Below are 26123 nucleotides of genomic sequence, written 5' to 3' on the forward strand. Positions count from 1 at the left end.
GAAGATGGCGCCCGACCTGGTCCGAACGGTTGCCCGGTCCCGCCGGGTGCGCGTCGGTGGCACTGGCCAGCAGCAGCCGGGCGGTCTCGATGGCCCCGGCGGCCAGGACCACGGCACCGGCGCGCACTTCGCCCCGAGCGCCCGTGTTCATGTCGCGTACGACGACACCGACGGCGCGCCCGGTGCCGTCCACCCGCACCCGCCGCACCCGCTGTCCGGTGACGAGCAGGCACAGTCCCGTCCGCAGGGCCAGTGGGATGACGGTGTTGTGGGAGCCGGCGCGGGCGTCGACCGGAGTAGCCGTGGGCGGCCACGGTGGCCATCGTCTCGATGAACTCGGCCGGCGAGACCGCCCATCCCGGCCGTGTCCGAGCCGTCTCCAGCTCGGCGACGAGTTCGCTTCCCAGGACGGCTCCCGCCGCGAGTTCGGCGGTGAGCACGTCCAGGGCCGGGGTGAACAGCCCGGCCCAGTACGCCGCGTGGTCCCGCTCGGCGAGGGTGTCCAGCCAGTCGGCCAGCCCGGCCTGGCTCGCGCCGGGCTGGGAGTCGGCCGGGAGGAGGATGTCGAGCAGCTCGACGACGAGCGCGCGGTGGGAGTGGGGGATCACGGTTTCGGCCCTTCTCGATCAGGTGTCTCGCATACGACCCCGAGCCGGGGGTCAGCCGTCGGGGCCGCCGACCGCCCGCCTCAGGACCACCGGCCGCACGCCCTCAAAACTGCTGGCCGCACGCCCTCAGGACTGCTGGCTGAACGCGGCGTCGAAGGAGTGGGTGCTGGGGGCGAGGTCGAACCGCTTCAGGGCCCGGAGCGCTTCGGGGGCCCCGGCGAGGCGGTCCATGCCGGCGTCCTCCCATTCGACGGAGATGGGACCGGTGTAGCCGATGGCCGTCAGGGCGCGGAACGAGTCCTCCCAGGGGACGTCTCCGCGGCCGGCGGAGACGAAGTCCCAGCCGCGGCGGGGGTCACCCCAGGGCAGGTGCGAGGAGAGGATGCCGGCGCGGCCGTTGCCCATCCGCATCCGGGTGTCCTTGCAGTCCACGTGGTAGATCCGGTCGGCGAAGTCGGTGATGAAGCCGACCGGGTCGATCCCCTGCCAGAGCATGTGGGAGGGGTCCCAGTTGAGCCCGAAGGCCTCGCGGTGGCCGATGGCCTCCAGGGCCCGCCGGGTGGACCAGTAGTCGTAGGCGATCTCGGACGGGTGGACCTCGTGGGCGAACCGGACCCCGCACTCGTCGAACACGTCGAGGATCGGGTTCCACCGGTCGGCGAAGTCCTGGTAGCCGGCGTCGATGACGTCGGCGGGGACAGGCGGGAACATCGCCACGTACTGCCAGATGCTGGAGCCCGTGAACCCAACCACGGTCTTCACACCCAGGGCCTTGGCGAGGCGGGCGGTGTTCTTCAGCTCCTCCGCCGCGCGCTCGCGTACGCCCTCGGGTTCGCCGTCGCCCCAGACCCGGGAGCCGACGATCGCCCGGTGGCGGAAGTCGATCGGGTCGTCGCACACGGCCTGGCCCTTGAGATGGTTGGAGATGGCCCACACCTTGAGGCCGTGGCGTTCGAGGATGCCGAGGCGCTCGGCGACGTAGGCCTCGTCGTCCCAGCGCCAGGCGTCCAGGTGCTCGCCGGAGACGGCGATCTCCAGGCCGTCGTAACCCCATTCGGACGCGTGACGGGCTACTTCCTCCAGCTTGAGGTCGGCCCACTGGCCGGTGAACAGGGTGAAGGGGCGGGGCATGGCTACTCCGTAAGGTGTTGGGGCGGTTTCGGGTCACAGCCGGACGGGCTTGGTCGCGGAGGACTCCTCGATCGCGGCCAGGACACGCTGGACCTGCAGCCCCTCCTCGAAGGAGGGGCTCGGGGCGACGCCGTCGCGGACGGCGACGAGGAAGTCACGGATCTGATGGGTGAAGGTGTGCTCCCAGCCGATGGTGTGCCCTTGCGGCCACCAGGCACCCACATAGGGGTGGTCGGGTTCGGTGACGAGGATCCGCCGGAAGCCCGCCTCGGTGGCCGGAGCGGAGGCGTCGAGGAATTCCAGCTCGTTGAGGCGCTCCAGGTCGAAGGCCAGCGCCCCCGCGGTGCCGTAGACCTCGATGCGCAGTGAGTTCTTGCGGCCGAGTGCCACCCGGGAGACCTCCACGGAGGCCACCGCGCCGCGGGCCAGGGACAGGGTGGCCCAGGCCGCGTCGTCGACCGTGACGTCCTCGGGACCGTCGGGGCCCGGGCGCTGAGCGGTGAAGGTGTGCAGGCGCCCGGCGGCCTCGGTGACCGTGTCGTCGAGGAGGAACTGGATCTGGTCGATGGCGTGGCTGGCGATGTCGCCCAGGGCGCCGGATCCGGCGGTCTCCTTCCGCAGCCGCCAGGTCATGGGCGCGGCGTCGTCCGCGAGCCAGTCCTGCAGATAGGAGGCCCTGACCTGGCGGACGGTGCCCAGACGGCCGTCGGCGACGAGCCGGCGGGCGTGGGCGAGGGCGGGCACGCGCCGGTAGTTGAAGCCGACCATGGACCGCACCCCGCGCTCGCGTGCCGAACGCGCGGCGGCGACCATGTGCTCGGCTTCCTCGATCGAGTTCGTGAGCGGCTTCTCGACCAGGACGTGCTTGCCCGCCTCCAGGGCGGCGACCGCGATCTCCGCGTGCAGCCATCCGGGGGCGCAGATGTCCACGATCTGCACGTCGTCCCGCGCGATGACCTCCCGCCAGTCCGTCGCGGCCTCCGCCCAGCCGGACCGGGCGGCCGCCCGCGCGACCTGCTCGGCGTCCCGGCCGACGAGCACCCGCTGCTCGACGGCGGGCACGTCGAAGTACGCGGCCACGTTCCGCCAGGCCTGTGAGTGGGCCCGGCCCATGAAGGCGTACCCGATCGCCGCGACGCCGAGCGGCCGCGATCCGTGCGTTGCTCCGACTTTCACGCGGAAACTCCTTCGAAGGTGGCCTCGGTGGGCGCCCAGTCCTCGGGCAGTGGGGCGGAGGCCGGTGCGGTGCTGGTGACGTCGACGAACGTGCCCGTCTCGATCGCCTCCGCGATCGAGACCATGGTGTCCACGACGTGGTGGGCGAGTTCTCCGGTGGCACGGTGCGGTGTGCCGGCGCGGAGGGACCGTGCCATGTCGAGTACGCCCATACCGCGGCCGTCGGCCGGGCCGCTGGTCGGCAGGACGGTCCACTCCTCCTCGCCCGCGCGGCAGATCCGCAGCTCGCCGTCGAAGTAGTTCGGGTCGGGCAGCCGGAGGGTCGCCTCGGTACCCGAGATCTCCACGAAGCCGTAGCGGGTGTGCGGGGACTCGAAGCTGTACAGGCTGTGGGCGGACGCTCCGCCCTCGAAGTGGAGCAGGGCGCTGACGTACGTGGGGACCTCGACCTCGAAGGTCTCGCCCGCCTTGGGGCCCGACCCGACGACGCGTGTGGCGCGGGCCCGCGACCCCAGGGCGGCGACCCGGCGCACGCTGCCGAAGGTCTCGATGAGCGCGGTGAGGTAGTAGGGGCCCACGTCGAAGAGCGGGCCCGCGCCCTGCTGGTAGAGGAAGGCGGGGTTGGGGTGCCAGGACTCCGGCCCCGGTGTCTGGAAGACCGTCTGGGCGGTGAGCGGTACGCCGATGTCGCCGCGTTCGATCACCCGGCGCGCCGACTGCAGGCCCGCGCCGAGGAAGGTGTCCGGCGCGCATCCGAGCCGCACGCCCGCTTCCTCGGCCTCCCGCAGCAGGCGCAGGCCGCTTTCGCGGTCGAGCGCGAAGGGCTTCTCGCTCCAGACGTGCTTGCCCGCGCGGACCGCGGCGGTGGCGACCTCGACGTGCGCGGCCGGGATGGTCAGGTTGACGACGATCTCCACATCCGGGTGCCGCAGCGCGACGTCGGGAGTGCCGTGCTCGGCGATCCCGAACTTCTCGGCCTGGGCCCTCGCGGCCTCGGGCAGGAGGTCGGCGACCACACGGACCTCCAGGTCCGGGAACGACGTGAGGTGGTCGAGATAGTGCGAGCTGATGACGCCGGCGCCGATGACGGCGACTCCGAGCGGTCCGCGGCTCATCGGGCCTCCGCCTCGCCGGCCGACGGGGTGGGGGCGCCTGCCTGTACGTAGCGGAGCGATTCGGACACGCCGTCGAAGATGTCGTGGGCGTAGCCGTCGAACTCCAGGACGGGGACCTCCAGCGAGGCCGCCGCGCCGATGATGCCCCAGACGTCCATCGTCCCCTGGCCCGCCGGCACTTGGGCGTTCATGTCCTGCGTCCCCGGGCCGTCCTTGATGTGGATGGCGACGACCCGGTCGCCCAGGCGTTTGAGCAGCGCCGCCGGGTCCTCTCCGCCCACGGCGGCCCAGTAGGTGTCGACCTCGAGGACGAGTTCGGGGTCGAGCAGGCCGGCGAAGTACTCCAGCGCCGAGACGCCCTCGATCTTCGTCTCCAGCTCCCACCAGTGGTTGTGGTAGCCGACGCGGATGCCGTGTTCGGCGCCCTTCTTGGCCGCGGCGTTGAGGCGGGTCGCGATGGCGCGGACCGTGTCGGCGTTCTGCCAGTGCTCCGGCGGGAGGTAGGGGTCGATGACCGTGCCGATGCCCAGACGCCCGGCGGCGGCGAAGATCTCGTCCTGGTCGCCGGAGAGCAGCGGCGCGTGGCCCGTGGGCGCGGTGACACCGCTCTCGGCGAGCGCGGCGGCCAGTTCGTCGGCCTGCGCGGCGAAGTTGTAGGGCTCCACCTGGGTGAACCCGATGTCGGCGAGGCGCCGGATGGTGCCGGGCAGGTCGTTCTGCAGGGCGTCCCGGACGGTGTACAGCTGGACGGAGCATTGCATGGCGACGGCGTCCTCTCGGAGTCGCGGGGTGGGGTGGGGGTGTGGAGTCGGCGCGGTCGGTGAGCCCGTCAGCGGCCCGCGAGGGCCACCAGGGTGTCGTCGTCCGCCACACCGGCGCGCTGGGGCAGTTCGGCGTAGTAGAGACCGAAGGCGGCCTTGCCCTTCTTCCACTGGGCGAGCATGTCGTCGGTCGTGTAGCTCACGGCGGCCGGGTCGATGATGCGGTGGGAGACGAGTTCGAGCAGGAACTCGGTGGCTTCGACGTTGCGGTCGTTCATCACGTCGAGCTGCCCGTCCGGGGTGAAGACTCCGCCGCCGTTTGAGTGCGGCGATGACGCCGTCGGCGTAGGCGATCTGGCCCTGACGACGGCTTGTAGGCCTGTACGACCTTCTTGGCCGCGTCGTTGTAGGCCGGGAGTCCCCATGGCATGTCCCAGAACTTGATGGTGCCGCCGACTCCCGAGGAGGCGGATCCGGCTCCGCAGGCGGCGAGCGCCGGAGCCGCCGCGGCGGCGGCCGCGAGACCCCGGAAGCCACGGCGCGTACAGGTCGTACCAGTGGATCGCACAGCTGCTCCTTCTTCGTTGAAGGGGTGGGGTTTTCCCAAGCTTTACTGCGGTTGCGCCGGACCCTACGGGCACTTTTGACGGAGAACAATAGAAAGTACGAAGACTCCTTATCTAACTTGGATGATGTTCACCGAAAGGGAGCTATGGAATACTCGGCTCATGGCAGAACAGCGACGTAAGGGCCATCGTGAGCCCGTCCGGGTCACCCAGAGTGAGCAGGCTCCTGCCACCGGGGCCTTTCGCGCCGGCGACCTGTTCCAGCTGCTGCGCGACGGGAGGCCGTGGACCCGGGCGCAGCTCGCCATGACGACGGGGCTCGCCCGTTCGACCGTCGCGGGCAAGGTCGACTCGCTGCTGCGCTCCGGACTCGTCGTCCCGGTCGGCGACGCCCAGTCGAGCGGCGGTCGGCCCGCGTCACGCTTCGCGTTCGAACCTCGGGCGCGCACGGTGCTGGCGGCCGACATCGGCGCAAGTCACGTACGGGTGGCCCTCACCGATCTGACCGGCCGGGTGCTGGCGGAGGAGCGCGCCGAGATGCCCGTGGCGGCGGGACCCGAGGCGCTGCTCAGGTACGTCGTCGATTCGGGGAAGCGTCTGCTCGCCGAAAGCCACCGACCGGACCAGCTGGCCGGGGTGGGCATCGGCCTCCCCGGTCCCGTCCAGCACACGACGGGCCGGCCCATCAAGCCGCCCATCATGCCGGGCTGGGACGGCTTCGACGTCGTAGGCCTGGTGCAGGCAGCCCTGCCCGCGCCGGTGCTGGTCGACAACGACGTGAACATCATGGCGCTCGGCGAGCGGGCGGGTTACTGGCCCGACGTGGACAACCTGCTGTTCGTCAAGGTCGCCACCGGCATCGGCTCCGGAGTGATCAGCAGCGGCCAGCTGCAGCGCGGGTCCGACGGCACCGCGGGTGATCTGGGGCATGTCCGTGCCGCCCGGGCGGAGGACACCGTGTGCCGCTGCGGCAACACCGGGTGTCTGGAGGCCATCGCGTCCGGAGACGCCGTCGCCCGCTTTCTGGCCGCGCAGGGCCTGGACACCGCGACCGGAGCCGACGTCGTCGCGCTCGCCGAGAACGGCAATGTCGCCGCGATCCAGGCGCTGCGGCAGGCCGGGCGTGACATCGGCGAGGTCCTGGCGACATGCGTCAACCTGCTCAACCCGAGCATGATCGTGATCGGTGGCTCCATGGCGGCGGCCGGGGAGCACCTCATGGCCGGAGTGCGCGAGGTGGTCTACCACCGCTCGCCTCCGCTCGCGACGACCAACCTCCGGATCGTCCTCTCCCGCGCCGGCGACCGGGCGGCCACCATGGGCGCCAGTCAGCTCGTCTGCCAGCACATCCTCTCCCCGGAGGGCGTCGAGACCGAACTCGCGGGCATGGCGGGCGTCGGCTGATCCCACCCGCGGCCAGGGGACACACGGAGGCCCTGGGGCACCGGTACACGCGAGGGCGAACCGGTGGCTCAGGGCCGGGACCGCGGAAGAGCGGTCCGAGCGAGGCCGTCCGCCTCGCGCTGTCCGTCAGGAGATACCGCGCGGACGGTAGCTCGCGGCGTCGTCGGGTCCCCCTCGCCGTCGTACTGGGCGACGAGCGGGTACGGGTACACCGGCCTGGTCATCGTGACCTTGCCGGCCGCGGGGTCGTAGGTCTCACCGATGAGCACCTCGGGGGCCCTGCCCTCCTCGACCCACTCCATCAGCGCGGCCATGCCGGTGGCGAGATGGGGGCCGGGGCCGAAGTACGAGAAGCCGTGGGTGTCCCCGGAGGAGATGAACAGGCGGACGAAGTCCGAGGTCTCCGCCTCCCCGCCCTTTCCCCCGCGGTCGCGCACGCGGCTGAGGTCGGGGTCGTCGCCGGCGAACTCGGCGAACTCCTCCACGCCCTGCGCGAAGAGTTCCTCGAACTGCTGGAACGTCAGAGTCCTCCAGTCCCACGCCGGGTCGCGCAGCAGCCACTTGAACCACGGTTCCGCGACCATGAAGGGGACAGGCGTGAGCTCACCGTCGATCTCCTGGGTCGCGGCAAGACCCACAGGCACGGAACCGTCGGCCCAGCTCTCGGTGCTGGGCAGCAGGCCGTACCAGAGCTGCTCACCGGTCGACGTCCTCGGGCCGTCCCAGATCGTGCGGACCACCTCGGCGTCGGCGGCCGTGATCTCACCCGCCTCCGTCACCGTCCCGACGACTCGCGCGGGGTCGAATCCACGCGTCCCGAAAGGAGCGATGTCCCCGTACTCCAGACCATGGGGGCCGTCGCACTCCTCCACCGCCGCTCGCCTGAACGCCCGCAGCTTGGCGGGCTCCAGCACGTTGCCGGTCCCTGCGGCCGAGGAAACGGACGCTCAGCGGCTTGAGCACCTTCCTGAAGAGGAGGCTCTCGCCGGGTGCCTTCTCGCCGAAGAGCACCACCGAGGTCACGCAGACCGGGCGCGGGACGCCGTGTCCGGCCATGGCCCGGGTGAGGTGGGTGACGCCCCGGGAGTACACACTGACCGGGTTCTCGCTCCTGGACGCGCCGAGCGTGGAGATCACCGCCTCCTGTCCGGCCACGACGCGTCCGACTCCGGCGGGGTCCAGCACGTCCGCGCCCGTCACCCGTAGCCGCGGATCCCGTAGGGGGAACGACTCCGGCCTGCGGGTGACGGCGGTGACCGTGTGCCCCTCGGCGAGGGCCTGGCGAGTGACCTGCCGCCCGGTCGGCCCGTTCGCGCCGAACACGGCGATCCTCACCGGTCGGTCCCCTCTCCACGAAGACGAGGGGCGGAGCCGGCCGCGCTCACGGTGCCGCGAGTTCGGCGCGGATCCGCGGAAGCACCTTCGTGCCGAGGAGTTCGATGCCGCGCAGGAAGTCCCGCTGGGGCATGCCGCCGACGTCCATCTGGAGGATCTGGCGGGTGTGGCCGAGCAGCCCGTGCAGGTGGAGGATGCGGTCGGCGATCTCGTCGGGGTCGCCGACGAAGACCATCCCGCCGGGGCCGTAGTTCGCGGCGCGGTCGGCGCGTGACGGGGCCGGGCGGCCCAGTTCCGCCAGTCCCTCGGCCATCATGCGGTGCTCGTACTCCAGGTACGTCGACCGGGCCTGGACGTCGGACCCGGCGACGAACCCGTGCGCGGAGACCGCGATCTCCGCCCGCTCGGCGGGGTGACCGGACGCGGCCCAGGCCTCGCGGTAGGCATGGCCGTAGCGCGCCCAGTGCCCGGGAGTGCCGCCGAGGACGCCGAGGAACATCGGCAGCCCCAGCTCCACGGCACGATGCACCGAATTCGGGCTGCCGCCGGTGCCCAGCCAGATCTTCAGCGGCTGCTCGGGGCGGGGGAAGACGGTGACGTTCCGCAGCGGCGTCCTGCGGTGCGGGCCCTGCCAGGTGACGTTCGCGCCGGTGTTGACGGCCATCAGCAGATCGAGCTTGGAGGCGTACAGCATGTCGTAGTCGCGCTCGTCGTGGTCGAACAGCGGGAACGTGATCGTCGACGAGCCGCGCCCGGCGACCAGCTCGACGCGTCCGGGGGCCAGCGAGGCCGCGGTCGCCAGTTGCTGGAACACCCGGATCGGGTCGTCGGTCGACAGGACGGTGACCGTGGTGCCGAGCTTGATGCGGCGGGTGACGGCGGCGGCGGCGTTGACGACCGAGGTGGGCGAGGACAGCGGCATCGCCCGCATGTGATGCTCGCCGACCCCGAAGAAGTCCAGCCCCACCTCGTCGGCGAGCTTGATCGCCTCCAGCACGTCACGGAGGGCCTGGGCGGTGGGTCCGCGGCTGCCGTCGGGGAGACGGGGGGTGTTGCCGAAGGAGTAGACGCCGAGTTCGAAGGTCATGGCCGGGTCCTGGCTTCAGTTGCTGATGGCGGGCATGGCCCGCCGGTAGCGGGCGTCGGTGAGCTGGGAGACCAGGAACGCGGCGATGTCGGCGCGGCTCATGGCGGAGCCGACCTCGTCGTGGCCGAGGAACCCGGAGCGGACACGGCCCGTGGCGGCCTTGTTCGTGGGGTTGGTGATACGGGCGATGGTGTAGTCGAGGCCCGAGCCGGTGACGGCCTCGGTCATCCCCTTCAGCTCGACCAGCGCGTGGGGGAACATCAGTCCGGCCAGGACGGGCAGGACCTTGTGCTTCCAGTGCGGCCTGTCGCGGGGGTCGGCCAGTGAGGGTGTGGCCAGACCGATGAAGCGGGTGACCTCCCGTGCCTCCATGACCTGCACGAGGGTGCGGGTTCCGTCGGCCAGCTGGGAGCCTTTCGTGGACCGTTTCAGCGAGGGGCCGAGCGCGCTGATCACGGCGTCGGCGCCGCCGACGGCCTGCTCCACGGCGGCGCGGTCGGACAGTTGCCCGGTGCGGACCGTGAGGCGCGGGTGGGCGAGGGCGAGCTTGGCGGGGGTGCGGACCAGGGCGGTGACCTCGTGGCCGTCGTCCAGGAGTCGCTGGACGACGAGCCGGCCGATGGCGCCGGTCGCGCCGAAGACGGTGACACGCATCAGGGGTGGTTCCTCGAAGACCGGTGACAGGTCGGGGTCAGAAGCTGTACGGGCCGAAGCGGCCCCAGGCCACCAGGGCGGCCAGGATCAGCAGGACGGCGTTGAAGGCGATCGCGCCCGGTTCCTTGCGGCGGGCGTGGGTGATCGCGGCCAGCACCATCACCACGGCCAGACCGGTCGCGGCCAGCGGGGTCAGCACGGAGGCGATGCCGGTCGCCGCGGGCAGGATCAGCCCGAGCGCGGCGGCGAACTCCACGATGCCGATGAGGCGGACGGTGCCCTGGGAGAAGTCGGCCGTCCAGGGCAGCTGACCGACCAGCTTCTCCTTCGGCTGGGTCGACTTCATGACACCGGCCAGGGCGAACATGGCGGCCAGCACGGCCTGGACTATCCACAAGAAGACGTTCACGTACGGAATTCCTTGACAGAGAAGGGGACGGGGGTGGGAGGGGCGGTACGCCCCTCCCGGGAGCGGACCGGTCAGGCGATGAAGCGGGCCGAATCAGGAGGTGAAGCGGGCCGGGTCACGCGGTGAAGACGGCCTCGGCGCGGTCGCGCTTCTCGTGCAGGTCCCAGTACAGGGGGGCGATCTCGTCGGCCGTGGCGGTCGGGGCGCCTTCCGGGCCGCCCCCGCCGATCCAGACGCTGATCGCCACGTGCGCGGCGTGCACACCGCTGTCGGCCAGTTCCTTGTTCAGGTTGATCACCCAGTTGCGCAGGGCCGCCGCGGCCGCGTTGACGTTGCCGAGCATCGGCACCGGGTCCAGGGAACCGCCGCCGGTGGTGAACAGCAGCGTTCCGGCGCCGGCCTCCCGCATCGCGGGCAGGACCGACCTGGCGGCCGTGACGGCGCCGTAGAGGTTGTACTCGATCTGCGGCTGCAGATTGTCGACCGTGACCTCGGAGGGGACGGCCAGGGTGTGACCGGGCACCGGGGAGTGCGGGGCCGGTGAGTACTCCAGTACGTCGATACCGCCGAAGCGGGACTTCACGGCGTCCAGGGCGGCCGTGAGGGAGGGCCGGTCCAGGATGTCGGCCGGGAACGCCTCGGCGGTGATGCCCTCCTGGCCGAGCTGGTCGACCAGCGTCTGGAGCTTCTCCTTGGTACGGGCGATCAGGGCGACGTCGAACCCGCGGCTGCCGAAGGTACGGGCGATGGCCAGGCCCATGCCGGGGCCGGCGCCGATGACGGCGATGGTGGGCATGCTGAACTCTCTTCCGGGGTGGGGGATTTGAACGCGGGGTATTGATCCGGGGGCGGATTTCAGGAGCAGGCGACGGCGATCTTGCCCGGGGTGCCGGAGGTGAAGGCGGTGAACGCCTCCGTGGCCCGCTCCAGGGGGTAGGTCGCGGTGACCGGCACCCGCAGCGAGCCGGAGACGGCCTGCTCGGCCAGCGCGGTCAGGGTCGAGGCGTTCGGGTCGGCCATGATCGGGTGGACGGTGACGTCGGGCTCCTTGACGGCGTCCGGGGTCAGACCGGTGGGTGAGGCGATCCGGCCGCCCGGTCGCAGCAGCCCGGCGAGTTCGGCGCCGTCGCCCGCCAGGTGCAGCACCGCGTCCACGCCGTCCGGGGCGATCGCGCGGACCTGGGCCGCCAGATCAGCGGTGAAGTCGACCACATGGACCTCGGCGCCGGCGCCGGTGAGGCCCGTGACGAAGTCGGTCTGCGCACCGGGGCGAGCGGTGGCGATCACCTTCGCTCCACGGGCGGCGGCGAGCTGCACGGCCAGCGAACCCACCCCACCGGCGGCACCGGAGATCAGCACCGTCCGGCCCTCGGCGAGGGCCACCGCGTCCAGGCAGTCCACCGCGGTCGCTCCGGCCACGCCCAGCGCCCCCGCGTCCGTCACCGCGAGACCCTCCGGGAGCGGGGCGACACCGTATCCGGCGGACACGGTGACGTACTCGGCGAGCGACCCGGTGCCCAGGAACGGCTTCATCAGGACGCCGAAGACCGCGTCACCGACCGCGAAGCCCTCCACGCCCGGGCCGAGCGCCTCGACGGTGCCCGCGAAGTCCTTGCCGAGCACCAGCGGGAAGCGGTGCTCCATCATGCCCTGCAGATAGCCGGCGGCGACGGCGAGGTCGAAGCCGTTCACCGACGAGGCGGCCACCTTCACCAGCAGCTCTCCGGCCTCGGGACGGGGAACGTCCACCTCGGTCACGGCGGGGGCGGCAGGAGCCGCGTCCAGGGTCACAGCGCGCATGACAGTGCCTCTCGATAAGTGGACCGGCCTTCCCGGTTCCGTTCCGTCGAGCGTAACAGCAGAAGTGGGCCGCCTGTTCCACTTGGCTAGACTGGGTGGATGACCTCCGCACCTTCCGACCCGACCCCGACCCCGGACCCGCAGCCGGAAGCCCGACTGCGCGCCGACGCCGAGCGCAACCGCGATCTCATCCTGGCCGCCGCCCGCCGCCTCTTCGCCACCGAAGGGCTCGGCGTGTCCATGGCCTCCGTCGCCCGCGAGGCGGGCGTCGGCAAAGCGACGCTCAGCCGGCGCTTCGCCGGGCGCGAGGAGCTCATCAACGCCGTCTTCGCCGACCGCATGGACGCCTACGCCGGCGCCGTCACCGAGGCGCTCGCCGACCCCGACCCCTGGCACGGCTTCACCGGCTTCATCCACGCCGTCTGCGCCATGCAGGCCGCCGACCGCGGCTTCGCCGACGTCCTGACCATGTCGTTCCCGGCCGCCAGGGCGCTGGAGGCCCGGCGCGTGGAGTCGTACAACGCGTTCCTCGACCTCATCGCCCGCGCCCGCGGCACCGGACATCTGCGCGAGGACTTCGTCCCGGAGGACCTCGTCATCCTGCAGATGGCCAACGCCGGCGTCATCGCCGCCGCCGGCGACTCCGCCCCCGACGCCTGGCAGCGGCTCGTCGGCCACATGATCCGCTCCTACGCCGCCCCCGGCGCACCCATCCCGGCGGTGCCCGAGGCCCCGGCGCCCAGGGCCCTCTTCCGCGCCATGGTCCGCCTCGCCCGGACCGGACCGGGCTCCGCGTAGGCGACGGCCCTTGAGCCGCCGTGCCCGTTCACGACGCGGCGGGCACCCCTTCGGCCAGGACGCCGGGTGAACGCGAGGGCCGCCCCCCGAGGCGTACTCGAGGGGCGACCGTTTCCGGTCGCCGGGGCGGGAGACGTCGGCGCGATCCGCGTCAGGCGCCCGGGTGCAGTCCGAGCGAGCCCGGCGAGGGGTCTCCCTTGACCTCTCCGAAGTACAGGGCGAACGTCTGCTTCCAGCGCTCGACCCCGGCGCGGTCCGCCATGAAACGGCCGCGGTGGGGTTCTTGGCCTGCTTCAGGATCGGGGCGCGCTGCCCCCAGGACATGAACGGCGTCGCCCCCTCGGGGAGCACCCACTTGACGGGCCCGGAGGCCAGGGGCGCGCCGGAGCCGCCGACGCCGATGGCCTTCTGCCCGCACGTCCGAACCGACCGCCGCCGGGCCGTACATGAAACTGAAAGCGCTCACCTGCACGGCGACCCAGGCACCGTGCGGGTCCTTGAACGGGGCGTAGACGGCGCCGGCTGGGAAGGCCGTCTCAACGCGCGGTCTGCGGGGGCGCTTCGCCGGGGGTGCACGGCAGACGCAGGGTGAAGACCGTCTCCCTGTCCGGGGTGCTGGTCACCGAGACCGTGCCGCCGTGCGCCTCGGTGAGCTGGCGGACGATGGCGAGGCCCAGGCCACTGCCGCCGGTCTGCCGGCTGCGGGACTTGTCGGCGCGCCAGAAGCGGTCGAAGACGCGGGGCAGGTCGTCGGCGGCGATCCCGGTGCCGGTGTCGGCGACCTCGATCAGGACGTCCCCGCCCGCCCGGCGGCAGCGCAGGGTGACGGTGCCTCCGGCAGGGGTGTGCCGGAGGGCGTTGGACAGCAGGTTGCCGACGGCCTGGCGCAGGCGGACGGGATCGGCGGAGAGGTCCGGGGTGTCCTCGACGCGGGTGGTGAGCGTGACGCCGGCTGTCTCGGCCCGGCCGCGGTGGGCCCCGGCGACATGGTCGAGCAGGTCCCGCAGCCGCAGGGGCTCGGGGTGCAGCCGGAAGCGGCCCGCGTCGGCCTGCGCCAGGTGCTGGAGGTCGTCGACGATGTGCTGGAGCAGCAGCGCCTCCTCCAGCAGGGAGGCGACGAACGCCTCGTCGGAGGCGGCCAGTCCGTCCTGGGCCGCCTCCAGCCAGCTGCGGATCGTGCTGAGCGGGGTGCGCAGTTCATGGGCGACATCGCTGACCATCGCCTTGCGCTCGTCCTCCACCCGCTCACGGCGCTCCGCCAGGTCGTTGAAGGCGGCGGCCAGCCGGCCGATCTCGTCGTGGGTGGTCACCGGTACCCGCAGATGCTGCTGGGCCGGGTGGCGGGCGGCGTCGGTGAGCGCGCGCAGGGGCCGTACCAGGCGGGTGCCCACGGTGACGGTGACGGCCACGGTGAGGACGAGGACGAGCGCGGCGACACCGGCGACCCGGGCCGTGTTGGCCGAGGAGAGGTCGAAGCCGGGTGCGGCCGCCGATCCGGCGGGGGTGGCGACGAACAGCAGCGCGGCCGGAGCGACGTAGGGACCGAGTTGCTCGCGGCGGGCGGTGTCGACGCACGGCTGGACGGCGCCGCCCGCGTTTCCGAGGGGACTGAAGCTGAGATCGACCTCCACGGGGCCGAGGTTCTGGCGTCTCAGACAGCCGGCGACCAGGGCGTTGAGCTTGTCGAGGGCCCGTTTCTCGGTGGGAGTGGGATCGTCCAGCCGGTAGAGCTGGCACACCTCGCCGACCTTTCGCTGGGTCCCGTTGTCGCCGCCGAGGACGAGGGCGGGCCTGCCGCTCGGCTCCTCGGTGACTCCGGCGGGGTAACCGGCGCCGCGCAGACAGGACTGCAACTTCCCCACCCGGCTCAGCAGTTCCTGCCGCTCGGCCTTCGGCAGCCGGTACGGGCCGACCGCCCGCGGGTCGATGCCGTCGGCCTTGACGCCGGGCAGCAGCGCGGGGTCGGCCCGCAGGGGGTCGATCAGCGCCGAGGCCTTGGTGGGCAGGGTGGTCATGGTGCCGGACGCGGCGATGGGCAGGCGGTCCTGGGTGGTCAGGGTGATACGGCGGCCGGTCCGTTCGGTCAGCCGTTTGAGGACGGGCGTGACCCCGGTCCAGCCGGTGTGGGCGGCGGCGTAGCCGATGAGCGTGTCGTAGATCTGGGCGTCGTCGGCGAGGACCTGTCCCTGCTCCTGCTGGATGGCGCTGGTGGTGGTGCGCGCGGCGAGCCAGGCGGTGGCCGCGACCGAGCAGACGGCGATGGTGATCGACGCGGCCAGCAGTCGGACCAGCAGGCTCCGCCGCAACGGCAGTCTGCCGTGGCGGCTCACCCGTGTCTCAGCGTCCACGGCTGCCGTCGCTGAGGCGGTAGCCGACTCCGAACACCGTCTGGAGATAGAGCGGCCGGCGCGGTACCGCCTCGATCTTCTTGCGGAGGTTCAACACATGGACGTCGATGGTGCGTTCGGTGATGTAGCGGTCGTCGCCGCGCGTGCCCGCGAGCAACTGGCGCCGGGTGAAGACGCGTTCCGGTTCGGCGGCCATCGTCGCGAGGACGTCGAACTCGCCCGGGGTGCAGGCCACTTGGCGGCCCTCGATCTCGACGGTACGGCGGACGGGGTCCACCGCGAGGGCGCCGACGCGCAGCACCGGGTCTCTCGGGGCGGCGGCCGTGCGGGTGCGCCGGAGCAACGTGCGGATACGGGCCATCAGTTCACGCGGGCTGTAGGGCTTGGTCAGGTAGTCGTCGGCGCCGAGCTCCAGGCCGAGCAGCAGATCCTCCTCGGTGCTGCGGGCGGTCAGCATCAGCACCGGCAGATCGCTCTCCCGCCGCAGGATCCGGCACACGTCCAGACCGTCGACGACCGGCATCATCACGTCGAGGACCAGCAGGTCGGGCCGTTGGCGACGGACCTCGTCGAGCGCCGCGCGCCCGTCGTGGACGAGCAGGGCGGTGTGCCCCTCCCGCTCCAGGTAGCGGCGGATGACCTCGGCCTGTTTGATGTCGTCCTCGGCCACCAGGACACGGGCGTTCATGGCGGTCAGCGTAGGCACGACGGGATCAGGTCAGACGGTTTTCTGACGACGCCCTGACAGGATCGTCATAACTTCGGGCCATGGTCTGCGCCATGTTGAAACCCTTCACTCGAGCCGCGGTGTTCACCTCCGCCGGTGCGGCCGGCCTGCTCCTCCTCACCGCGTGCGGGGGCGTCGGCGGGAACGACGACGCGGACAAGGGCGGCAAGGACGAGGTCGCCTCCCTGAACTCCCCTTCCGGGAGCGGAGGTTCGGCCAAGGCGAGCGCCGATCCCGACGCGGGCCGCCCGCAGATCCGGCTGGACAGCACCCAGGACGACGTCAACCGCATGTGGGACGGCTGGACCGCCTGTCTGAAGGAGCACGGGGTCGACAAGACGTACAAGAGACACCCGGACGCCCCCGGTGTGAAGGCCTGTGCCGGCAAACTGCCGCTCGATCCGCCGGAGCTGGACCCGGCCAAGAACCCGGACTTCGACGACGACACCCGGGCCATGGTGCAGTGCATGAACGAGCACCACATCAAGAGCGTGGTCACGGACCGGGGCTGGGGCCTGGAGGACGGGGCCAGCATGAACGCCCCCAACTACGACCAGATCATGGTCGCCTGTCAGGTGAAGGCGTTCGGTGACAAACACTGACGACACGGAGGCCGCCCGTCCTGCGAGCAGACGGCGCGTGGCACCGGTAAGACGGCGGGCGGTCATCGGGGCGGTGGCCGTGGCGGTCGTGGTGGCGAGCGCGCTGACCGTGACCGCGTGGCAGAACGACGGCGGGAAGCGGGACACCGGCGGCGGCGCCGTGCACACCGCGACCGCCGTCGTGACCCGGAGCGACCTCTCCAACGCCCAGACGCTGGACGGCAGTCTCGGCTACGGCCGGGCGACCACGGTGAAGGGCGGCAGGAGCGGCCTGCTCACCTGGCTGCCGGCGACCGGCGCCACGGTGCGCCGGGGCCGGCCGCTGTACCGGGTGGACAACGTGCCGGTACCGGTCTTCTACGGCGGCACACCGCTGTACCGGACCCTTCAGGCCCAGGGCACCACCGGTCCGGACGTGAGGACGGTGGCCGACAACCTCGAAGCACTCGGCTACGACATCGGCGTACAGCCCGCGGTGGGCACCTGGGTCACCCCGCGGCACGTCACGCCGACGGCCGCCGCGAGCTCGCCGAGCCCCTCGTCCAGCGCCTCCCCCACCGCCCCCGCGGCGCCTTCCACCACCCCCGTCCAGGTCAAACGCGGCGACGGCGTCCTGACCGCCGGTCTCATCGCCGCGATCAAGCGCTGGCAGACCGCGGCCGGCATACCGGCCACCGGCGTGCTGGGCGTCGGTGAGGTCGCGGTCCTCTCCGGTGCCGTACGGGTCGAGGGCCTCCAGGCGCAGCTCGCCGACCCGGCCGACGGGACCCTGATGACGGTCACCTCCACCGCCAAGTCGGTGACCGTGCAGGTGGATCCGGGCGAGGCGGGTTCGATGAAGCGGGGCGACACGGTGACGGTGAGCCTTCCCGACGGCTCCACCGTCCCGGGCACCATCGCCTCCATCGGCGCCACCGTCCGCACGACCGACGCGTCGAGCGGCGACGACTCCTCCGGGCAGCCCCGGCTGACCGTCGGCATCGGCCTGCGCGACACCGCGGCGGTGCGTGGACTGAACTCCGCCCCGGTCCAGGTGAAGTTCACCTCGGAGACCCGCAAGGGCGTGCTCACCGTGCCCATCGGCGCCCTGACGGCGCTGCGCGAGGGCGGGTACGCGGTCCAGTTGCCCGGCGGCCGGCTGGTGGCGGTGCGGACCGGGATGTTCTCCAAGGGCATGGTGGAGATCAGCGGTGACGGCATCGCCGCCGGGACCAGGGTGGTGACGGCGTCATGAGCGCGCCCCCGGTGCTGGCGGTGCGGGGCGCGAGCATGGTGTACCCGGGCGGGGTCACGGCGCTCCACGACGTCTGGCTGGCCGTCGAACAGGGCGAACTGCTCGGCATCGTGGGCCCGTCCGGCTCGGGCAAGTCGACGCTGCTGAACATCATGGGCACGCTGGACCGGCCGACCAGCGGCACCGTGGAGATCGACGGCCAGGACGTGGCCAGGCTCTCCGACCGCAGGCTGTCGGCGTTGCGGGGCCGCCGACTCGGCTTCGTCTTCCAGCAGTTCCACCTCACCGACGGACTGACCGCCGCCGAGAACGTCGCCACCGGCCTGCTGTACGCCGGGGTGCCGCGCCGCGAACGCCGGCCGCTCGCCCTGGAGGCACTGGACCGGGTGGGGCTGGCGCGCCGGGCCCGTCATCTGCCGCAGCAGCTCTCCGGCGGGGAGCGGCAGCGGGTGGCCATCGCCCGCGCCCTCGTCAACCGGCCCGTCCTGGTCCTCGCGGACGAGCCCACGGGGGCTCTGGACACCGCGAACGGGGTGGCCGTACTGGATCTGCTGACCGCGCTGAACCGCGAGGGGACCACCATCGCGGTCATCACCCACGACCGGGACATCGCGGCCCAGTTGCCGCGCCGGGTGGAGATCCGCGACGGCCGCCTGCGCTCCGACACCCGCGTCGACGCCGACACAGACGCCGACGCCCGTATGGAAAGCCACTCATGACCATCACATCGACGCGGCGGCACGCCACCGGCGGGGCCGGCGGCAGCAGTCCGGTGCGGCTGGCGCCGCTGGACATCCTGGGCCTGGGGCTGCTGGGCATCCGTACCCGCAAGATACGGGCGGCCCTGTCCGCGCTCGGCATCTCGATCGGCATCGCCACCCTGATCGTCGTCACCGGGATCCCGGCGTCCAGTCAGAAAGCCCTGATGAAGGAGCTCTCCGCGCTGGGCACCAACATGCTCAGGGCCGTACCGGCCAACCAGGACCCGCCGGTGCTGCTGCCCCCCGAGTCGGTGGACATGGTGCGCCGGATCGGGCCGGTCACGGCGGCCAGCGCGGTCGCCAACACCCATACGGAGGTCTTCCGCAACGACCGTCTGGGCGCCGCCGACTACACCGGCCTCACCGTCCTCGCCAGCAGACTCGACCTGCTGCGGACGATCAACGCGCGGGTGGCCGCCGGCCGCTTCCTCACCCCGTCGACGGAGAGGTTCCCCACGGCCGTCCTGGGTTCGGTGGCCGCCGCCCGTCTCGGCGTCCCGAAGATCACCACGGGCCGGCCCGCCCCGCAGATCTATGTCGGCGGCCACTGGTTCACCGTCATCGGGATCCTCGACCAGACCCCTCTCTCACCGGACATCGACCGCTCGGTCCTGGTCGGCTGGGACGCGGCGCGCACCCTGCTGAAGTTCGACGGCCACCCGACCGTGCTCTACCTCAAGGCCGAGGAGTCACAGATCGAGGCCGTACGTGACGTGCTGCCCGCCACCATCAACCCCCCGCTGCCCGGCGTGGTCCAGGTCAGCCGCCCGTCCGACGCGCTGGCCGCCAAACGGGCCACCGCGTCCACCTTCTCCGCGCTCTTCCTCGGACTCGCCGGGGTCGCGCTCCTCGTCGGTGGCATCGGAGTCGCCAACACCATGGTCATCTCGGTCCTCGAACGCCGTCGCGAGATCGGCCTGCGCCGCGCCCTGGGCGCCAACAGGGGCCAGATACGCGCCCAGTTCCTCACCGAGTCGGTCGTCCTGTCGGCCCTCGGAGGCCTCGCGGGCACCGCCCTCGGCGCCCTGGCCACCCTCGCCTACGCCGCCCACCAGCACTGGCCGCCGGTCGTCCCTCTCACCTCGGTGACCGCCGGCTTCACCGGCGCGGTCCTGATCGGCATGCTGGCCGGCGTCTACCCCTCCCTCCGCGCCGCCCGTCTGACCCCGACGGAAGCCCTGGCGACGACCTGACGGCACGGCACCCCACCGGGCCGATACGCGAGTATGGGTGATCGACAGCCACTCACCGGTGACGGGCATCCACTCACCGGTGACGGGCATCCACTCACCGGACGTATCGACGAAGGGACCGGCCGTGCGGCTCCGTTGTGCTGTGCTCGACGACTTCCAGCAGGTGGCGGCCGACGTCGCCGACTGGTCGGCCGTGGCCGACCGGGTGGAGGTCACCTCCTTCGCCGAGCACTTCGGCACCGAGGACGAACTGGCCGCCGCGCTCGCCGGCTTCGACATCGTGGTGACCCTGCGCGAGCGGGTCCCCTTCCCGGCCTCCCTGTTCACCCGGCTGCCCCGGCTGAGGCTGCTGGTCGCCTCCGGCATGCGCAACAGCGTCATCGACCTCGCCGCCGCTAAGGCGGCCGGCGTCACGGTGTGCGGGACGCAGAGCGCCTCCACTCCGCCGGTCGAGCTCACCTGGGCCCTGCTGCTCGGCCTCGCCCGGGGGATCGTCCAGGAGAACAACGCCCTGCGCGAGGGCGGCCCCTGGCAGCAGACGGTCGGCGCCGACCTGCACGGACGCCGGCTCGGTCTGCTGGGCCTCGGCAGGATCGGCAGCCGGGTCGCCCGGGTGGGCCTCGCCTTCGGCATGCGTGTCGGCGCGTGGAGCCAACACCTCACCAAGGAGCACGCCGACGAGGTGGGCGTCGAACTCGCCGCCTCCAAGGAGGAATTGCTGGCCGAGAGCGACTTCGTGTCCATCCATCTCGCCCTCTCCGACCGCACCCGCGGCCTGCTCGGCCCCGCCGAACTCGCCCTCCTCAAGCCCACCGCCCATCTGGTCAACACCTCCCGCGCCGCCATCGTCGACCAGGACGCGCTGCTGGCCGCGCTGCGCGAGGGCCGTATCGCGGGAGCCGGTGTCGACGTCTTCGACGTGGAGCCGCTGCCCGCGGACCATCCGATGCGCACCGCGCCCCGGCTGCTCGCCACCCCGCACCTCGGTTATGTCTCACGGTCGAACTACGAGACGTACTACGGACAGGCGGTGGAGGACATCCGGGCATACCTGGACGGATCGCCCACGCGGCTGCTGGGCTGAGACAACCGGGTGCCGACTGGTGTTCAAAAAGGGTGATGCACCGATGAACGCCGTGACCCTCCGTCAGTGGCCGCGTTGAACGGGAAGTGCGACGGCGGACTGTGCCGGCGCACTCACCGAGTCAGAAGGAGAACGTGATGTCTCGCATCGCGAAGGTGGCCGGCGTCGCGCTCGGCACGGGTGCCGTCGTCCTCAGCGGCGCCGGGCTGGCCATGGCCGACGCGGGCGCCCAGGGCGAGGCCGTCGGCTCGCCCGGCGTGCTGTCCGGCAACGTCGTGCAGGTCCCGATCCACATCCCCGTCAACGTGTGCGGGAACACCGTCAGCGTGATCGGTCTGCTGAACCCCGCGTTCGGCAACACCTGCGTCAACAAGAGCGACCACGACCGCGGTGGCTACGGCTACGGCCACTGAGCCCGTCATAGACACGACCGTACGCACAGCCGTACGCACGGTCGTCCGCAGAGAAGAGCCCCGGCACCTCGAGCGCCGGGGCTCTCCCCGTGTCCGGACCCGCTCAGGCGTAGCGGTAGATCCGGCTCACGTCCTCCATGTCGTCCGGGGTCACGTCCCACGGCGGCATCTTCTGGTGCCGGGCGACGATCCGCTCGTGCTGGTCGTCGCCGGCGCCGGGCGGGCTGGCCGGCAGATAGCGGGCGCCCCGGTGCCGTTGCTGCCAGCGGGTCCACTGCAGGTCGACGAAGGCGTGGTGCAGCCAGAAGACGGGGTCGTTGACGGAGGCCCCGCCGAGCATGGCGCCGCCGACCCAGCGGTGGACCCGGTTGTGGTTGCGCCAGGCGACGGTGCCCCGGCCGGTCCCCCAGCCCTCCAGGCGGTTGCGGAACCCCCTGGTGACCGTGGAGTCCCAGGGCGAGACGTCGTAGACCGGGTCGGCCAGCGCCGACTCCAGCTCGCTCTTGGTCGGCAGCTCGATCGGGTCCCGGGAGCGGCCGAGGTCACGGGTGAGGAACGAGCCGTCGGTGACGCCCTCCTTGATGGTCCACTGGCCCGCGGAGTAGGCGAACGGACCGGTCATCACCTGCCGGTCGGACCTGCGTCCGTCACCGCCGAGCAGGTCCTTCGTCCAGGGCGCCGCCGTCGCCGACCGCTCCCGGGTCCAGTCCCAGTACGGCACCGTCACCGACGCGTCCACCTTGCGCAGCGCCTTCTCCAGCTCCAGCAGGAACCGGCGGTGCCAGGGCAGGAAGGAGGGCGCCATGTGCGCCGTGCGCAGGCCGTCCTCGCCGTCGGAGGTGTAGTACTCGATGTGCGTGCGCACGAACTCGTCGTACTGCCCGCGCTTCTTGACCTCCAGCATCGCCTTCACGAACCGCCGCTTCTCGGCGGCCGTGAGCGTGCTGACGTCCTTACGCGTGTACGCCATGGCCGCCCCCCATCGCCCCCATGTGTCCCATGCCCCCCATCGGGCCCGGCGCCAGATCGCGCAGGTGTTCGCCGGGGCTCATCTCGTCGACGGCCGCCCGGGCGGCGTCCAGGGGGGTCGGATACGAGCGGTAGTGGTCGATCATGCTCAGCCAGGTGCCGTCGGCCCGGCGCATCAGATGCAGCGGCCGGCCGTCGACGGTGACATGCCACTGCTCACCGTCGTAGGCACGGCCGGGGGCGGCGGCGACGGGCATCCTGACGCCCTGGATCCGACGCCCGTGGTACGTCTCGTCGAAGGCGCCGTCGTCGGGGCCGGGTTCGGTGTGCGGGGGGCGGGAGGCGGCGACGACGGGTGCGAGGGCCAGGGCCATCGCGGGCGCGAGCAGGCCCCGCAGCATGTCCCGTCGGCTCCCGGGTCTCACCGACGTCTGCTCCGCGCCCACCGGCACCCCACCTGCGCTGACAACCATGGCTCGCTCCTCGTCCGGGTCGGTTCGGTACGAAGCGCTAACCGGTGGACCAGGGGTGGGGTCACCGTCGGTCGGCCAAGTGGACCCCATCCACGTGACCCGCGCCCCGAACCCCGGCCCCCTCGGACCTACAGACCGGGACCCAGCCCGAGGTTCGCCCCCGGCACCGTCTGCAGCACCGGCGCCAGGACACCCGCCTCCGGGAGCTTCAGGTCGGGCAGGCCCGCGTTGTCCGGGTTGGGCGGGGTGAGGGGGGCGTCCAGGTTCAGGCCGGGCGCGAGGGTGCGCAGGTCGGAGGCCGGTGTGGAGAGGCCGACGTGGTCGAACTGGTCGCCGAGGACCTGCGGCAGAGGCGCGCGGAGGCCCGCGCCGGGCAGCCCACCGGTGACCGGCAGCTGCGGAAGCACATGCTCAGGGATCAGCCGCCCCTCGACGTACCGCGGCCCGTCGGGCTTGCCCGGCGTCGGCAGCGGGATCTCGCCGCCGACCTTGGGCAGTTCCATGCCGAGGGCCTGCTCGGCGCCCTCCAGCGGCACGGGGACGGGCACCGTGCCGACCGCGGCGGCGGGCGTCGCGGCGGCGCCCATGGCGGCCGCGACTCCCGTGATGACGGCGGCAAGGGTTCCTCGGGTGGTCGACTTCATCTCGGGTACGGTCCCTTTCGCGTTTCGGCGGGCTCTGCGTGCTTACCGAGTAACGAGGCTGCCTGCGCCATCAGTTCACAATTCCCCCGGGTGCAGCAGTAATCAGCTTGTCCAGAAGTCCCACCAACGGGTCAGGATCAGCATTCCGACGACCCCGATGTGCACCACCGGGACCACCCAGGTGAATTCGTCGAGGAACGCCCTCGCCCAGCCGGGCGCGGGCAGGAATCGGAGTCTCACGTTGTACGAGGTGACGTACCAGAACATCAGGATCGTGGCGACCCACGCCAGACAGCACCACAGGCACAGCGCGTTGATCCGGTACAGCGACTGGAACTGGAGCCAGGACACGAAGCCGATCCCGAACAGGCACCCGGCGTCGAACACCAGCCAGTACCAGCGGGGGAAGACGGCGCCGGCCAGCAGACTCACACCGACGCAGATCACGACGCCGTAGGCGACCAGGCCCAGCATCGGGTTGGGGAACCCGAAGGCCGAGGCCTGGTCGCTCTTCATGACGCTGCCGCAGGACACCACGGGATTCAGGCTGCACCCCGGGGTGAAGCCCGGGTCCTCCAGCAGCCTGAACTTGTCGAGGGTGATCACCCAGGAGGCCAGCAGCCCGGCCGCGCCGGTGATCACCAGCAGCAGGGCGAGCCCGGGACCCGCGCCCTGGGCCCGCGCCCGTGCGGGTGGTCCCGCGGCCACGCCCGTCAGCCGCGCAGTCTGCGGGCCGGCAGGACGATGTGCGCGGCGGCGTTCAGGGTCTCGTCGGCGCCCGCGAAGGCGGCGAAGGCCTCGGGGTCGACGGGCTTGCCGGGCTCCGCCTCGGGCCAGGGGCGGCTGGTGAACACCAGGTAGGCGAAGCCGCGTTTGCCGACGGCCGCGAGCCACTCCGGCGGCGGGGTGCACTGGGCGTTGCAGCCCGGCAGGGTGACGACGGCCGTGCCGGCCTCGACCAGCATGCTCACCGGGAGGCTGGACTTGGCGGCGGCGTCGATCAGCTCACCGCCGACCGGCAGCCCGTTGTCCTTGAGCAGCTGCTCGACGGCGGCCGACGAGGCCTCGGCGCCGCCCGCGCCGTCCCCCAGGGGGTAGGCGAGAAGGTAGGGCATGTCACCGTCGGGGGCCTCGCCGCTCCACGCCATGACGACGAGAGTGCCCAGGTCGGCGGCGTTGAACGGGCGGGTTTCACTTGAGGTTGAGGTCACCGCGCGACCTTATCGACGGCCCCCCGCGCGGCCGGCGGCCTTCTCACCCGACCGGGTGAGCGCACCCGCCCTGTCCACACGAACGAGGGACGCCCGTCGAACAACACCGAGGGCCGATTCCGTACGACGGGAATCGGCCCCTTCGAAGAAACGTGCTCAGTGCTGCAGCGGAAGTCCGCCCAGCAGCCCGCCGTTGTTGTTCAGCGCGGCCGCCGCGCCCTTCACGGTGCTGAGCAGGGAGTCCTTGTTCTCGGTGTCCAGCGCGTTCGACTGGTGCTGCAGCGGCATCACGTCGGCGGGCTGCAGCCGACCGCTGGTGAGCGTGTTCACGGCGCCGGTGAGGCTGGAGGGCGTCATGTCGGCGGGGCTGTAGGCGAACGCGGGCGCGGCGGCGCCGGCGAGCGCGACGGTACCGGCGACGACGGCGGCAGCCTTCAGGGACTTCATCGCGTTCCTTTCTTCGGGCGACTCGGGTCACCACAGGGAATTCTGACGTCGTGCCCAACGACTCACCGTCGCGGCGGAAACCCCGTGCGCGGAAAATCTCCGCGCCCCCACCCGAATGAACCGTGTGTCTCATCCGGGTTTCCCATCCTCATATGAAAGGCCGTGAATTCGGCGGTGTCAGCCCGCGGGCAGCGCCACCGGAAGCGAGGGTGTCGCCACCGGGAGGCTGGGCGCCGGCAGCGCGGGCAGTCCGGGCAGGTTCGCCGCGGGCAGGCCGGCGCCCAGCAGGGTGGCCGCGAGCAGGTTGACCAGGCCGGTCACCACGCCCGTCACGGCCGGCGCCACCTGGGTGACATCACCGGAGGTGGCCGCCTTGACCAGGGTGTCGACGGCCGTCTGCAGGGCGGTGAGGGCGTCGCCCACGAGGTCGGCGGCCGGCGCCTTGGAGTCGTCGCCGCTCCTGGAGAGGCCGGGCAGCCCGGGCAGGGCCGGCGCGGCGGGCACCGCGGGGACGGCGGGGACGGCGGGTGTCGCGGGCACGGCGGGTGTCGCGGGCACAGCGGGTGTCGCGGGCACAGCGGGTGTCGCGGGCACAGCGGGTGTCGCGGGCACGGCGGGTGTCGCGGGCACGGCGGGTGTCGCGGGCACCGCCGGTGTCTCGGGCGTGGCCGAGACCGCCGGGGCGGCCGGGGCGGCAGCGGTGATGCCGGCGATGGCCTGCTTCACGGCGTCGGCCAGCTTGGTGGCCTCGTCCGTGGAGAGCTGGCCGTTGTCGGCCTTGAGCACGGCGTTGAGCAGATCGGTGACCGGTTTGAGCACACCGCCCAGGTCACCGAGGCTCTTGACCTGGGCGAGAAGCGCGTCCGCGCCGGGGACGGGCGCATGGACCGCGGCCTCGGCACGCCGCTCGCGGGCGGAGTCGGCCGCCACGGCGGCCGGTGCGCCGATCCCGACGAGGAGGGCGGCGCAGAGCGCGGAGGACGCGAGACGCCGTGCGGGCAGAGCACGCATGGGTGTTCCTTTCGGTGGTGCGAGGGGACCTGGTGCCCACCGTGAAAGGGCCCGGCGCGCCCTGCAACAGAGCGACCGCCAAACGAGAACCGGCCGCCCTCGCGTGGAGAGACCACGGGAGGGCGGCCGGCAAAGGGTTCGCGCCTCGGCGCGTCTACGTCA

Annotated in this window: 28 protein-coding genes and 3 pseudogenes; 8 read left to right on the forward strand and 23 right to left on the reverse strand. The window is 72.1% G+C overall.

Going from position 1 to position 26123, the window contains the following annotated elements; translation table 11 throughout:
• Positions 1–4: 4 nt before the first annotated feature.
• From ABZT17_RS07795 to ABZT17_RS07820, 6 genes and pseudogenes are all read right to left on the reverse strand, one after another.
• Positions 5–286 (reverse strand): annotated as a pseudogene (locus ABZT17_RS07795) (GMC family oxidoreductase N-terminal domain-containing protein); the annotation flags it as partial.
• Positions 287–734: 448 nt separating this feature from the next.
• Positions 735–1739: a sugar phosphate isomerase/epimerase family protein gene (locus ABZT17_RS07800; protein ID WP_356345030.1), complete on the reverse strand. Its 1005-nt coding sequence runs from the start codon at positions 1737–1739 to the stop codon at positions 735–737.
• Positions 1740–1772: 33 nt separating this feature from the next.
• Positions 1773–2915, reverse strand: coding sequence for a Gfo/Idh/MocA family oxidoreductase (locus ABZT17_RS07805; protein ID WP_356345032.1), 1143 nt, complete (start codon positions 2913–2915; stop codon positions 1773–1775).
• The gene (locus ABZT17_RS07810; protein WP_356345035.1) at positions 2912–4030 is read right to left on the reverse strand and encodes a Gfo/Idh/MocA family oxidoreductase; all 1119 of its coding nucleotides are present in this window, start codon (positions 4028–4030) and stop codon (positions 2912–2914) included. Before ABZT17_RS07810 ends, ABZT17_RS07805 begins: the two co-directional genes overlap by 4 nt.
• Entirely contained in the window at positions 4027–4791 is a 765-nt protein-coding gene (locus ABZT17_RS07815) for a sugar phosphate isomerase/epimerase (RefSeq protein WP_356345037.1), read from the reverse strand. Before ABZT17_RS07815 ends, ABZT17_RS07810 begins: the two co-directional genes overlap by 4 nt.
• 68 nt (positions 4792–4859) lie before the next feature.
• Positions 4860–5069 carry a hypothetical protein gene (locus tag ABZT17_RS07820; protein ID WP_356345040.1) on the reverse strand — a complete coding sequence of 70 codons (210 nt, stop codon included), beginning with the start codon at positions 5067–5069 and terminating at the stop codon, positions 4860–4862.
• 450 nt (positions 5070–5519) lie between these two features.
• Here ABZT17_RS07820 and ABZT17_RS07825 point away from each other — a divergent pair, with 450 nt between their 5' ends.
• The gene (locus ABZT17_RS07825; RefSeq protein WP_356345042.1) at positions 5520–6761 is read left to right on the forward strand and encodes an ROK family protein; all 1242 of its coding nucleotides are present in this window, start codon (positions 5520–5522) and stop codon (positions 6759–6761) included.
• Positions 6762–6829: 68 nt separating this feature from the next.
• On the opposite strand, the gene ABZT17_RS07830 is transcribed toward ABZT17_RS07825, so the two are convergent.
• The 7 genes and pseudogenes from ABZT17_RS07830 to ABZT17_RS07860 all read right to left on the reverse strand — a co-directional run bounded on the left by ABZT17_RS07830 (position 6830) and on the right by ABZT17_RS07860 (position 12046).
• On the reverse strand, positions 6830–7675 hold the full coding sequence (locus ABZT17_RS07830; protein ID WP_356345044.1) for a tannase/feruloyl esterase family alpha/beta hydrolase: 846 nt from the start codon (positions 7673–7675) through the stop codon (positions 6830–6832).
• 76 nt (positions 7676–7751) lie between these two features.
• Positions 7752–8096, reverse strand: a pseudogene (locus ABZT17_RS07835) (NAD(P)H-binding protein); the annotation flags it as partial.
• A 46-nt stretch (positions 8097–8142) separates the two neighbouring features.
• Positions 8143–9183 carry an LLM class flavin-dependent oxidoreductase gene (locus tag ABZT17_RS07840; protein WP_356345046.1) on the reverse strand — a complete coding sequence of 347 codons (1041 nt, stop codon included), beginning with the start codon at positions 9181–9183 and terminating at the stop codon, positions 8143–8145.
• 15 nt (positions 9184–9198) lie between these two features.
• The gene (locus ABZT17_RS07845) at positions 9199–9837 is read right to left on the reverse strand and encodes an NAD(P)H-binding protein (protein ID WP_356345049.1); all 639 of its coding nucleotides are present in this window, start codon (positions 9835–9837) and stop codon (positions 9199–9201) included.
• 37 nt (positions 9838–9874) lie between these two features.
• Positions 9875–10246 carry a DoxX family protein gene (locus tag ABZT17_RS07850; RefSeq protein WP_356345051.1) on the reverse strand — a complete coding sequence of 124 codons (372 nt, stop codon included), beginning with the start codon at positions 10244–10246 and terminating at the stop codon, positions 9875–9877.
• Positions 10247–10361: 115 nt separating this feature from the next.
• A complete protein-coding gene (locus ABZT17_RS07855; protein ID WP_356345054.1) occupies positions 10362–11042 on the reverse strand; it encodes an SDR family NAD(P)-dependent oxidoreductase in 681 nt (226 codons plus the stop codon).
• A 59-nt stretch (positions 11043–11101) separates the two neighbouring features.
• The gene (locus ABZT17_RS07860; RefSeq protein WP_356345056.1) at positions 11102–12046 is read right to left on the reverse strand and encodes an NADP-dependent oxidoreductase; all 945 of its coding nucleotides are present in this window, start codon (positions 12044–12046) and stop codon (positions 11102–11104) included.
• A 99-nt stretch (positions 12047–12145) separates the two neighbouring features.
• Between ABZT17_RS07860 and ABZT17_RS07865 the strand changes: the two genes are divergently transcribed.
• On the forward strand, positions 12146–12844 hold the full coding sequence (locus ABZT17_RS07865; protein WP_356345060.1) for a helix-turn-helix domain-containing protein: 699 nt from the start codon (positions 12146–12148) through the stop codon (positions 12842–12844).
• Positions 12845–12995: 151 nt separating this feature from the next.
• On the opposite strand, the pseudogene ABZT17_RS07870 reads toward ABZT17_RS07865, so the two are convergent.
• The 3 genes and pseudogenes from ABZT17_RS07870 to ABZT17_RS07880 all read right to left on the reverse strand — a co-directional run.
• A pseudogene (locus tag ABZT17_RS07870) lies at positions 12996–13370 on the reverse strand (ABC transporter substrate-binding protein); the annotation flags it as partial.
• A gap of 10 nt (positions 13371–13380) precedes the next feature.
• Positions 13381–15192 carry a HAMP domain-containing sensor histidine kinase gene (locus tag ABZT17_RS07875; RefSeq protein WP_356345063.1) on the reverse strand — a complete coding sequence of 604 codons (1812 nt, stop codon included), beginning with the start codon at positions 15190–15192 and terminating at the stop codon, positions 13381–13383.
• Positions 15182–15880: a response regulator transcription factor gene (locus ABZT17_RS07880; RefSeq protein ID WP_356345065.1), complete on the reverse strand. Its 699-nt coding sequence runs from the start codon at positions 15878–15880 to the stop codon at positions 15182–15184. Before ABZT17_RS07880 ends, ABZT17_RS07875 begins: the two co-directional genes overlap by 11 nt.
• A gap of 92 nt (positions 15881–15972) precedes the next feature.
• Here ABZT17_RS07880 and ABZT17_RS07885 point away from each other — a divergent pair, with 92 nt between their 5' ends.
• The 6 genes from ABZT17_RS07885 (at position 15973) to ABZT17_RS07910 (ending at position 21206) form a co-directional block, all read left to right on the forward strand.
• Complete coding sequence (locus ABZT17_RS07885) at positions 15973–16521, forward strand: hypothetical protein (RefSeq protein WP_356345068.1); 549 nt, start codon at positions 15973–15975, stop codon at positions 16519–16521.
• Between the two features lie 37 nt (positions 16522–16558).
• Positions 16559–17755 carry a hypothetical protein gene (locus ABZT17_RS07890; RefSeq protein WP_356345070.1) on the forward strand — a complete coding sequence of 399 codons (1197 nt, stop codon included), beginning with the start codon at positions 16559–16561 and terminating at the stop codon, positions 17753–17755.
• Entirely contained in the window at positions 17752–18474 is a 723-nt protein-coding gene (locus ABZT17_RS07895) for an ABC transporter ATP-binding protein (RefSeq protein WP_356345073.1), read from the forward strand. Before ABZT17_RS07890 ends, ABZT17_RS07895 begins: the two co-directional genes overlap by 4 nt.
• A complete protein-coding gene (locus ABZT17_RS07900) occupies positions 18471–19709 on the forward strand; it encodes an ABC transporter permease (protein ID WP_356345076.1) in 1239 nt (412 codons plus the stop codon). The genes ABZT17_RS07895 and ABZT17_RS07900 overlap by 4 nt, the downstream gene beginning before the upstream one ends.
• A 124-nt stretch (positions 19710–19833) precedes the next feature.
• Complete coding sequence (locus ABZT17_RS07905) at positions 19834–20793, forward strand: D-2-hydroxyacid dehydrogenase family protein (protein WP_356345160.1); 960 nt, start codon at positions 19834–19836, stop codon at positions 20791–20793.
• A gap of 137 nt (positions 20794–20930) precedes the next feature.
• Positions 20931–21206 (forward strand): chaplin, encoded by a 276-nt coding sequence (locus ABZT17_RS07910; RefSeq protein WP_356345079.1) that lies wholly within the window; start codon positions 20931–20933, stop codon positions 21204–21206.
• A 103-nt stretch (positions 21207–21309) separates the two neighbouring features.
• On the opposite strand, the gene ABZT17_RS07915 is transcribed toward ABZT17_RS07910, so the two are convergent.
• The 7 genes from ABZT17_RS07915 to ABZT17_RS07945 form a co-directional block, all read right to left on the reverse strand.
• On the reverse strand, positions 21310–22176 hold the full coding sequence (locus tag ABZT17_RS07915; RefSeq protein ID WP_356345081.1) for a tyrosinase family protein: 867 nt from the start codon (positions 22174–22176) through the stop codon (positions 21310–21312).
• A complete protein-coding gene (locus ABZT17_RS07920; RefSeq protein ID WP_356345083.1) occupies positions 22160–22648 on the reverse strand; it encodes a tyrosinase cofactor in 489 nt (162 codons plus the stop codon). Before ABZT17_RS07920 ends, ABZT17_RS07915 begins: the two co-directional genes overlap by 17 nt.
• A 128-nt stretch (positions 22649–22776) precedes the next feature.
• Positions 22777–23292 (reverse strand): hypothetical protein, encoded by a 516-nt coding sequence (locus ABZT17_RS07925; protein WP_356345085.1) that lies wholly within the window; start codon positions 23290–23292, stop codon positions 22777–22779.
• A gap of 102 nt (positions 23293–23394) precedes the next feature.
• A complete protein-coding gene (locus ABZT17_RS07930; protein WP_356345088.1) occupies positions 23395–24000 on the reverse strand; it encodes a vitamin K epoxide reductase family protein in 606 nt (201 codons plus the stop codon).
• A 5-nt stretch (positions 24001–24005) separates the two neighbouring features.
• Positions 24006–24503 carry a DUF5949 family protein gene (locus ABZT17_RS07935; protein ID WP_356345092.1) on the reverse strand — a complete coding sequence of 166 codons (498 nt, stop codon included), beginning with the start codon at positions 24501–24503 and terminating at the stop codon, positions 24006–24008.
• A gap of 156 nt (positions 24504–24659) precedes the next feature.
• Positions 24660–24950, reverse strand: a complete 291-nt coding sequence (locus ABZT17_RS07940; RefSeq protein ID WP_356345094.1) for a hypothetical protein — start codon at positions 24948–24950, stop codon at positions 24660–24662.
• Between the two features lie 177 nt (positions 24951–25127).
• Positions 25128–25961, reverse strand: a complete 834-nt coding sequence (locus tag ABZT17_RS07945; protein WP_356345097.1) for a hypothetical protein — start codon at positions 25959–25961, stop codon at positions 25128–25130.
• Between the last annotated feature and the right edge of the window lie 162 nt (positions 25962–26123).

Origin of the sequence: Streptomyces sp. NPDC005648, from assembly GCF_040605395.1 — a bacterium.
GTDB lineage: Bacteria > Actinomycetota > Actinomycetes > Streptomycetales > Streptomycetaceae > Streptomyces.